This window comes from Streptomyces sp. NPDC048270 (assembly GCF_040652335.1).
GTDB lineage: Bacteria > Actinomycetota > Actinomycetes > Streptomycetales > Streptomycetaceae > Streptomyces.
This window is the reverse complement of sequence record NZ_JBEZLV010000083.1, coordinates 1-9,696: the sequence shown is the minus strand read 5'-3', so window position 1 is coordinate 9,696 and position 9,696 is coordinate 1. Positions and strand designations below refer to the sequence as shown.

Here is a 9,696-nt window from a genome sequence, read left to right as displayed (position 1 = left end):
TCGCCCTCATCGAAGAACTGACCGTCGACTGGTCGGTAAAGATCAGCCCCTGCGGCAAGACAGTCCAAGTGACCCTCCGATCAAACGAGTTCTAGATCTCTTCCCGCTTCCCACGTGTTCGGTGTCCCAATCGAAGGAAAATCATGCGGACCACGAAGGACGACCCCTCCTCCCCCGTGCCAACAGCACCGCATCCGCCCCGCCAACTACATCCGGCCTCGCCGCCTTCCGCCGCTCAGGCGTGCGCGCATCTCAGGGTGGTAGAGGACATACTCGACCGCCTGGACAACACCGTCCTCCTGCGCAGCTGCCGCTCCTTGCTGGCCGCGCTCTCGGACCCGTCACCGGGCAACGAGCATCACTTCACCCGGCTGACTCCCCGTGAACACGAAGTGGGACAACTGGTGGGCTTGGGCCTGACGAACCGTGAGGTCGCGGAAGCACTCCACCTCAGCGAGAAAACCGTCGAATTCCACCTGCGAAACCTGTACGCGAAGCTGGGCGTCAGCAACCGCCGAGAACTTCGCAGCCTGCTCACAGAAACTCCGGCCCACCCGCCCGTCCACACCCGGCGGGCCGAGAGCGGTCGGTAGCCCCCTGGATTCGGAAACAGCTCCTGGTCTTCGCTTTGGGACACCTGCGGGACCATGAGGAGCCCACCCCGACTCACAGGGGCAGGCGCAACGCCGGAACTGGTCCGGAAGCCCTTGGTGATCTACGGCGGGGTGAGGCGGTGGGCCTGGACGTCACCGCACCTCCGGAGACGCAGTTCTTCCCATCGGCAGTCATTCTCTGCCGGGAGACCACGGGCACCGCGACAGCGCTTCATCTGTGCGGTGAACACGACAGCTACGTGTCGGCCCCGGATTTCCACCCCTCGACTCAGTTACTTTTTCTCCTTCCGCCTCGCTTCCGCCGCCGATTTGGCACTTGCCTTCTTCGACCCACCGAACTTTCCGAATATCTTCCATATGCCAGCCGGAGGCTTCTTGGATTCATTATTCACCGTACGGCCGCGCTCCATTACTCCACCACCCCCCTTCACCTTTTCCTTCGCCTCCTCGGCCTTCTTCAGCGCGGCAACCAGAACTTCACTACCATAGAGTTTCCTCATCCGCTCTGCGCTAATTGCAGTCCTATCCTCTTTCTCCTTGTTCTCTTTACGTGCCGCCGATGCAGCCCAAGTTTCGCTACTTGCATAAGTTTCACCAAGGTCATCTTCATCAATGGCGCCCCTCCCTCGCATGTTACTCGCCACAATTGGCGCAAGCCCTGACATCGTAGCCATGAACCGGTCGTGGAACTTGTTACCCCGCCCATCCGAGAGTATCTCGGGCGCTCCCTGCGAGTTCAGTTCCAGCTTCATCTCGCCGGCCCAAGAATTGTGATAGAACGGGATACCCGTCTCGTTCCAGTTGAGCGAGATATGTATACCCTGCCCCGGTGAAGGCGTAGCCCGAAGAAGACCCTGCACGGAAATTCCGCTCGACGCGTAGGGCTTCACCCCTATATCCTCTCCCCCGGTCATCAGGATCCGGAAGTTAGTGATCGCATAGTGGGTTTCATTGGCGCCATTCTCAGCAGCTCGCGCGTTCACTCTTGCAATTCTGGCTTCGACTTGCTCCTGCGCCCTGTTCATCTCCCGCCGCACCTCATTGATCCGGAGACGCAACGGCTCACGCGCGGGATCGTTCTTGGGATATGTCGAAAGTTCAGCTTGAATCGCAGCAATTTTTGCTTGATACACCCCTGCAGCCAGACCTGCGTCCGCGTTCAATTTAGACACTGCATCGTTGAACTGCGCCTCGAGGTGGGCGAGCCTGTACTCGATCACATCAAAGGAAATCCGGAAAGGCAGCTGAGCCCCGACCAGAATCGATTCCTTGACTTCCTTCGCCTGCTCTTTACGCTGTTCATTTTTGGTTCCACGTTCGGCGCCCTTCATCGCGCGCCCCGTACTCACGCCACCAGGAAGCGCCTTGGCCACACGGTACAGCCGAGTGTGGGTAAACCAGCACCCTTCGGTCGAGTAGGAGGCTACGACGTTGCCTCCTTCCCTGGCACTATCCAAGTGGCTCGGCGAGATGCTGTGGATGCCATCCGTCGAATCTGTGATCTCGAGCTTGCCCCCGACTTGAGACATGATCTGCATAACAATATTAGCGGCAGAATCCACTGCCCCTTGCGGATCGATCATAGCTACACCCTTCGGATAGTCTCAACGATTGGCAACGACCGAGATTCGGTCACAGCCCCTCGAAGATCGGCCTGTCATACTCTTCTTCTACGGCACTGTTTACAGCGCCATGCTGGAGGATTTCGACATGATTGGCCGGAAGTGCTCCACCTTCTGTGCCGAACGTTTGAAAAACACCTGAGGCATACGCCGCAGTCGCAGCCGAGACGGGTTGCAGCCCCCCCGGCACCGCTTTTTTGGCCGACTGCGAATCCGGCTCTGTTTGCGACCGGGACACCGGAATGTCCACGACCGCTGGCCCGTAATGCTCTGCTGAGCCAGTAGTCGGGCCAACCGTCTCCGAAGCCTGGTAGGTTTCGGGCTTGTAGGGCAGGAAGACGGTCTCATACCAGTCGCAGAAGATCCCTCTGACCGACTCGCGGTATACAGCCGGATCCTCACCGCAGGGGAGCTCCGCGAGATTGTAGAGAATCGCCACATCTTCGAAGTAGGTAAGGACTTCCAGGACGGTCTTCCGCTGCTCGGCGTCGTCGATTCCGCCCATCACCAGGTCCTGATGCCCTCGAGCGAAGTCCCACCAGTTCGCAGCCTCGCTGGCCTCCCAACAGGACGCCAGGTAATACCAAAGATCTTCGGTCTTCATATCCGGTCTCTCCAGGTCGCGATATCGACACCTACGTCTTCAGTACAACCATCGCTCGGAAGCGACGGCTCCGCCGAGCTGCCGCAGGGCACGCCCCCGTACTAGGCGGACTGCCCGATCGGTTGCCCTATCAGGCTGTTGGCATGTGCTCCGGCGCCCAATGCTGTCCTCTATCGGGGGATCTCTCCCACCTCCTGAGGACCGGAATGCCAGGGTTTTCCCCTGATCCGCGAGGACACCGGATTCGTCAGTATTGATTGACATGCTGACCGTAGAGACGAAGCGGCCATCAGGAACGGTGGCTATGCCTTCCCACACCGACGACCGTGACGAACCCCAGGAAGGGACCACCGCCCGGTGGCTCGGCCTTGTGCGCCCCGACCGCGTGGTGGACACCCCGGGCCTGTTCGGGCAGCAAGTGCTGGAGAGCAGCCGACGACTGGAGCATCCCCAGGGGCCGGACGAGCACCTCCTGTACTTCATGGTCAGCGGCAGTTGCACCGCCACCGCGGGCCCCGATCGCTGGAACCTCGATGCGGGGAGCGTGCTCTGGATACGCCCGGGCACCCCGTTCTCCATAGCGACACCCGACGACCGGGGCAGCGTGGTCTACCTGCTCCGGATATCGGCGGACGAGGAGGGCTCGGAGGCGCTCGCACCGGCCCTGTGCATCCCCGATGTGTGGGAAGTGCGCGGATTGTTCGATCTGTTGGTCACCGAACTCGACACCGCCCTGCCCCACCGGGACAAGCGCATCCAAGGACTGCTGCTGGTGCTGTTCACCTCCCTGTTCCGCAGGGCGGATCAGTACACGGAGCCGGGCGTGCTCAGTCCATCCGCGCGGCAGGCCATCGAGAAGTTCGCCGATGACAACATCACCGGCCGGCCGAGCGTGGCGGACCTCGCCCAGGTCGCCGGACTGTCCCCGGACTATTTCACCCGTACCTTCCGCAAGACCTTCGGCATACCGCCCAGGGAGTGGCTCGTCCGCCGCCGCATCCAGCACGCTGCGGCGCATCTGAACGAGAGCAGGAAGTCGATCGCCCAGGTGGCTGTCGCTTACGGGTACCAGGACAGCTTCCTCTTCAGCCGGCAGTTCAAGTCGGTCATGGGCATCCCTCCCCAGGCCTACCGTGCACGTTGACGCACGCATCACTTCCCGTCAGGGCAGGTCCTCGTCGGGACGCGACCGTTATGGTGAAGGCGGGTCCGGGGCCCTCAGGCCCCCCGATCGTGCTCCCGGCTACGGCAATGCGGACACCCGCCCACACCCACCTACGCACGGCGCGGCCAATGAGGCGCACCACGATGAGGGACTCCACCGATGCGCCTTCTTCACGTCGAAGACGACACCCTGTACGCCGAAACCCTCGCCAGGACCCTGCGGTCCCAAGGCTTCGACACGGATCGGGTGACCTCCGGGCCGGCGGCGATCCGGGCGGTCCGGCAGGCACGCTCGGACCGGCAGCCTTACGACATCGCCCTTCTGGAGATCGACCTGCGCGACGGGGACGGCTTCGGACTGTGCGAAACGCTCCACGGGGAGCTGTCCGTTCCGCTGATCGTGCTCACCACACGGGTTGACACCGTCTCACAGGTCCGAGCCCTCGACCTCGGGGCCGACGACTACGTCGTCAAGCCCTGCCGTCCCGGGGAACTGGGCGCCCGCATCCGCGCCGTGGTCCGACGGAGCACCAGGCACGGGAGCGGCTCCGGTGCGAACCCCCGCACCACAGAGCCGCGGCGGCCCCTCCCGGTCCCGGCTCGGAGCTGACGCGTTGGCGATCCGACTTCGCGCGAGGACGCCGGCCGAGGCGTCCCCCGCTCGTGAAACCCGTGACCGTCGTCGATCGCGACGTCATGGTGCAGCACGTACGAGCGCGGCCGTGCCCGGCACTCTGCTGCCGCCACCCCCAACGGACCGGGAGAAGTACGCCTATGCCGTCCGTCGACTGCGACTGATGACCGTCGCCTCACTCGTGGGCTTCGGCTGTCTGACGGCCTGCCAGTACATGCTGTTCGGCGCCACCTCCGCCTGGTGGCTCCTGCTGCCGCTGACCGGCTTCTCACTCGCCTACTACCTCGTCTCGCTGCGGGTCAACGGCTTCGCGGGCGACTTCGACCTGAAAGCACACCGCCGTCTGGTTCGCCGCTGGCAGCCAACCGCGTATCCGTCCGTGGACGTCTTCCTGCCGGTCTGCGGGGAACCGGTCTCCGTGCTGCACAACACCTGGACCTATGTGCGTGCCATGGCCGACCGCTATCCCGGGACGTGCCTGCCGTTCGTCCTCGACGACTCCGCCAGCCCGGAAGTGGCGGCCATGTCCCGTGACTTCGGCTTCCGGTACGGCACACGCGAGAACCCGGGCTGGTTCAAGAAGGCCGGGAACCTGCACTTCGGGTTCGGCCGCTCCTCGGGGGAGTTCGTGCTCGTCCTCGACGCCGACTTCGCCCCCCGGGCCGACCTGCTGCAGGAGCTGCTGCCCTACTTCGACACCGAACCGGGTGTGGGCATAGTGCAGTCTCCCCAGTACTTCCGGGTGCTCGACGCCCAAAACTGGGTGGAGCGCGGCGCCGGGGCCGTACAGGAGCTGTTCTACCGGTCGGTGCAGGTGTCCCGGCAGGCCAACGGCGGCGCCATCTGCGTCGGCAGCTGCGCAGTCTACCGGCGCGCCGCCCTGGAGAGCAACGGCGGCACCACGCTGATCGAGCACTCGGAGGACGTGCACACTGGCTTCGACCTGAGCACCCATGGCTGGCACCTCGTTTACGTCCCCATGGCCGTATCCGCGGGAGTGTGCCCGGACAGCATCCCCGCCTTCGTCAGCCAGCAGTACCGGTGGTGTACCGGCTCGATGAGCCTGCTCACCAGCCGCAAGTTCTGGACGGCCCGGCTGCCGGTCACCACCCGCCTGTGCTATATCTCCGGATTCCTCTACTACCTCCACACCGCCTTGTTCACCTTCGCTGCCCCCATCGCGCCGATCCTGCTGCTCCTCACGGCTCCCCACCTGCTGCGCGCCGAACACGTGTGGCTCCTCCTCCCGGGCATCGTCTACGCCACCCTGGTCTTCCCGTTGTGGCATCGTGCCCCGTACCGGCTGGAAGCCTGGGCCGCCCGGATGATGTACGGCTGGGCGCACGCGTTCGCCATCTGGGACGCGGTGCGCGGGCGCCGCCTGCAATGGCAGCCGACCGGTGCGAGTGCGGCGAAGGGCAGCCAGACGAAAAGGTTCTGGTTCGGCATGTGGTTCTGGAGTGCTGGGACCGCGGCGGTCTGGGTCGGTGCCGCCCTGTGGCGGGCCCTCACCCTGGAAGCGGCCGACTTCGCGCTCATCCTGTCCTCCGGCCTGTTCTATGCGGCGGTGGTCGGCCGGATCCTGGTACAGCCGCGGGCGGAGGCGGGATCGTGAAGCGCTTCGGAGGAGCCGTCCGGAGGAGTCGGTACCGGGCGCGGCGGCTCGTACTCGGACTGGTGACCGTGTTCGTCACGTCCGCGTGCACCCCCTGGGGCCTCGGTTTCCAGGAGGGCGGAGGGCCGCCGCGGGGAGCGTCGGCTACCGCGGCGGACTACCGTCCCCCCGATCTGAGGCAGTTGATCCGCCCGCCCTCCGGCAAGTACCTGGGCGCCGCGGTCGACGGTGCGCCGACCTCTATGGGGCCGCTGAAGGAGTACGCGCGTACCTCGGGGAAGCAGCCCAACCTCGTCGAGGACTACGCGGCCTGGGGAGACGGCTTCAACGCGTCGGGCGTGCGCAACGCCTGGGCGGAGGGTGCACTTACGCTCGTGTCCTGGGAGCCGAGGGGAATCACCATGAAGGAGATCACCGCCGGCGTGAGCGACGACTACGTCAAGGAGTACGCCCTCGCCGTACGCCGGCTGAACCTCCCCGTCGTCATCGACTTCGCGGATGAGATGAACGGGGACTGGGAGGATTGGGGTCCGGAGCACACCACCGCCGAAGACTACGCGGCGGCCTATCGCCACGTCCATGACGTCTTCACCGACAACCTGGTCGCCAACGTCATCTGGGCCTGGGCCCCCAACATCGTCAACCCGATGCCAGATGTCGCGCTCGCCCCGTACTACCCTGGGGACGGGTACGTCGACTGGATCGGGATGGTCGGCTACTTCACCCGATACGAGGGCACCTTCGACACCGTCTTCGGTCGCACTCTGACGGAGCTGCGCGCCATCGCCGACAAGCCGCTCCTCATCGTGGAGACCGCGGCGGAGCCCACGGCCCGCCGCGCCGCCGACGTCCGAGAGCTGTTCGCCGGGGTGAACGGGGACGAGGACATCATCGGCTTCGTCTGGTTCAACCACGCCAAACGGGCCGACTGGCGGCTGGAGACGGGCACCACGGCCGCAATGAAGCAGTTCCGGCGGCTCGCCGCCGACCCGCGCTACGGCTTCGACGTACGTACCCGGGTCTCGTGACGGCCCCGCACGCGCACCTCCGTCCCGGCACGGTCCCGGGGGCCTCGCCGCCCTTCGAGGAGGACCGGCCCACTCTGGCCCTGCAGGCGGTCGACGGTCCGGCACCCAGCGCAGCCTCCGTCCCGGTGCCGCCTACGGCGGGGTGGTCCGCCGAGGGCGGTCGGCGCCGCGCCCTGATCGCCCGAGGGGCGCTGGCCTGTGTCCTGATCGTGCAGACACTGCTCACGCTGCGCCGTCCGGCCGGAGTCACGCCCTTCGAGGCGCTGTCCCTGACGGTGGGCCACGCCGAGGCGACGGTAATCTCCGCCGGGACCCATGGGCCGTGGAGCGTCCCCGCGCTCGGCGGGTCACCGCAGTCGTTCCCGGCGCTCGCCGCGGTGGCCGATGCCGCCGGTGGCATCTGGGCTGCACGGACAGTCAGCCTGGTCCTGATGCTGGTCACCACGACCCTGCTGTACGGGCTGGCGACCAGGCTGTTCAACGTGCGGGCGGGCCTGTGTGCGGCGGCGCTCTTCGCGGTGTTGCCTTCCACCGCCGTGCTGGGCGGATCCGCCACGCCGGAGGCCGCCGGGCTGTGCCTGCTGGCGTGCACGGCGCGAGCGGTCACGGCCACGGGCCGGGCTGGCCGGCTCGCCGTGCTGTGCGCCGTGCCGGTCGCCGGTGCGGCGGTGCTGACGCAGCACTGGACGGTGCTGTGCCTGCTACCTGTGGTGCTGCTGGCGGGGGTGCGCGCGGACGACGCGGGCCGGTTCGGCGGTGCTGCCGTGCGGCGGGTGCTGGCCGCGGCGGCGGGTGTGGCCGGACTGCTGTGGGCACTGCACGCCGCGGGCGTCCTGACCGGGCCGGTGTTCCGTTCGGCGCTGGGCACGCCTGGCGTGGCCGCCTCGGGTCCGGCAGGACCTGGTCCGGCGGTCCTGCTGCTGATGGCGGCGGCGGCAGTGGGAGCTGCCTGCCACGTGTTCCGTGACGGCATGGGTGAGCATCCGCTGCTTGAGGTCCGGCGGGCGGCGGGGCGGGCCCGGCGGGCGGCGGCGGTCCTCGCGCTCGGCGCCGCGGCCGCCGCGCCTCTCGCCGCGGTCGCGGTCAGCGGGTCGACCGCGGGCGGGATCGGCCGTGTCGGAGCTCTGGCCTGGTTCGCCGCCCCCCTGGCGGGTGTTGGTGTCACCTGGCTCATGGGACGGCACCTGCGCTTTCCACAGTTCGCCATCGCCTTTTGGACGGCTGCGCTGTGCCTGGGAATGCCGCACACGGACCGGTGGTTCGCGGCGTACCCGGACCAGGAACGGCTGGCCGGCGTCCTCGCCCCGTACGCGGGGTCCTCGGGGACCTATCTGGCGATCCCGGCCGAGATGCCGGGTTATCAGCTGAGAACGAGCACCAGGCCGGAACAGTGGACCGACTGTGCCGGGAGGATGGACGGCTCGCGTTTCGCGGCGGCGGATCCCGACGCGGCGTGCGCACAGGCAGTGCGCAGCGGTGAGTTCCGTCTGATCGTCCTCGACGGAACCACACGGCCGGCCGTGCAGAAGGCCGTGGTCACCGCGCTGCGGGGCAACCCCCACTACCAACTGCTGGCCGACCTGACTCCGGACGCCGGCCAGACCGGGTACCGGATCTGGGTGAAAGTCACTCGCTCATGACTTCGGCGTAGCCGAGTTGGATCGTTCCGGAGGGGCTGCGGAAGATCGCGGAGTCGTTGATCTCCCCGTCTCGGGTAGGACCGCAGGGTGGCGGGACACGGATACGGGACACGCCTGACGAGACGCTGTTCGCCGCGATCGTCCAAGTCCTGGTCGGTGGCTGCGCCTGGCGGCCCTGCCGCCCTGCCGCCCTGCTTGGGGAAGCCGCACAGCCCAGCGTCCCGCCCCCTGCCAGAGAGACTCCGACCCAACGACGAGATCAGTGATCGCCGACGCTGAGACCTGGAGAGGCGATCTGAAGCTCCGACATGATCATTCCACGCCCTGCAACGCCCACCACCACAACAGCCCGACGACAGCACAGCAACACCATCACACCAACCATGCACGAGCCCATTCGTGAGCCTCTTTCATCCTGCATACCCGCAGGTGAGGAGAGTGTGGCTTAGATGGTGCGTTGAGGCGGTTGGTGGAGTGTCGTGCTCGGCGGAGGGTCTTCCAGGGCTTCAGCTGGGCGAAGGCGCGTTCGCCGGGGGGCACCGGGCCGGGCGTGGTTCCGGTTGAACTGTGCTTCCCCTCGTAGCGTGGAGTCGTGACCCGATAAGGAAGGAGTCCGAGCGGAAGGAACTGGCCCGGCTTCGAGCGGAGAATCAGCGGTCGCGCAAGGAGACCGTGGAGCTAATGAGCCCATGGGCCGCTACTGCTTGAGCGCGCCACGGCCCTCGGTGAATAGCGCCTGGTAGATCGCTTCATGGCTGATGCGGGAACTGGTCAC

The 9,696-nt window shown here is 66.3% G+C and carries 8 protein-coding genes and 2 pseudogenes; 7 read left to right on the top strand and 3 right to left on the bottom strand.

The genetic code is table 11. The features are described 5' to 3' along the window. Window positions 1–143 precede the first annotated feature (143 nt). Window positions 144–593: a LuxR C-terminal-related transcriptional regulator gene (locus AB0D66_RS33565; protein ID WP_362310960.1), complete on the top strand. Its 450-nt coding sequence runs from the start codon at window positions 144–146 to the stop codon at window positions 591–593. 293 nt (window positions 594–886) lie between these two features. On the opposite strand, the gene AB0D66_RS33560 is transcribed toward AB0D66_RS33565, so the two are convergent. Beyond that, complete coding sequence (locus AB0D66_RS33560; RefSeq protein WP_362310959.1) at window positions 887–2,197, bottom strand: hypothetical protein; 1,311 nt, start codon at window positions 2,195–2,197, stop codon at window positions 887–889. A 49-nt stretch (window positions 2,198–2,246) separates the two neighbouring features. After that, window positions 2,247–2,840, bottom strand: a complete 594-nt coding sequence (locus tag AB0D66_RS33555; RefSeq protein ID WP_362310958.1) for a hypothetical protein — start codon at window positions 2,838–2,840, stop codon at window positions 2,247–2,249. Window positions 2,841–3,102: 262 nt separating this feature from the next. On the opposite strand from AB0D66_RS33555, the gene AB0D66_RS33550 reads away from it, so the two are divergent. The 6 genes and pseudogenes from AB0D66_RS33550 to AB0D66_RS33525 all read left to right on the top strand — a co-directional run. Beyond that, the gene (locus AB0D66_RS33550; RefSeq protein WP_362310957.1) at window positions 3,103–3,984 is read left to right on the top strand and encodes an AraC family transcriptional regulator; all 882 of its coding nucleotides are present in this window, start codon (window positions 3,103–3,105) and stop codon (window positions 3,982–3,984) included. 180 nt (window positions 3,985–4,164) lie between these two features. Then, entirely contained in the window at window positions 4,165–4,614 is a 450-nt protein-coding gene (locus AB0D66_RS33545; RefSeq protein WP_362310956.1) for a response regulator transcription factor, read from the top strand. A 187-nt stretch (window positions 4,615–4,801) separates the two neighbouring features. Then, window positions 4,802–6,253: a cellulose synthase catalytic subunit gene (locus tag AB0D66_RS33540; RefSeq protein WP_362310955.1), complete on the top strand. Its 1,452-nt coding sequence runs from the start codon at window positions 4,802–4,804 to the stop codon at window positions 6,251–6,253. After that, entirely contained in the window at window positions 6,250–7,281 is a 1,032-nt protein-coding gene (locus tag AB0D66_RS33535) for a glycosyl hydrolase (protein WP_362310954.1), read from the top strand. Before AB0D66_RS33540 ends, AB0D66_RS33535 begins: the two co-directional genes overlap by 4 nt. Continuing rightward, on the top strand, window positions 7,278–8,921 hold the full coding sequence (locus tag AB0D66_RS33530; RefSeq protein WP_362310953.1) for a glycosyltransferase family 39 protein: 1,644 nt from the start codon (window positions 7,278–7,280) through the stop codon (window positions 8,919–8,921). The genes AB0D66_RS33535 and AB0D66_RS33530 overlap by 4 nt, the downstream gene beginning before the upstream one ends. 20 nt (window positions 8,922–8,941) lie before the next feature. Then, window positions 8,942–9,122: pseudogene (locus AB0D66_RS33525) on the top strand (IS5/IS1182 family transposase); the annotation flags it as partial. Between the two features lie 171 nt (window positions 9,123–9,293). Here the strand turns inward: AB0D66_RS33525 and AB0D66_RS33520 are convergent. Further along, window positions 9,294–9,489: pseudogene (locus AB0D66_RS33520) on the bottom strand (hypothetical protein); the annotation flags it as partial. Window positions 9,490–9,696 lie beyond the last annotated feature (207 nt).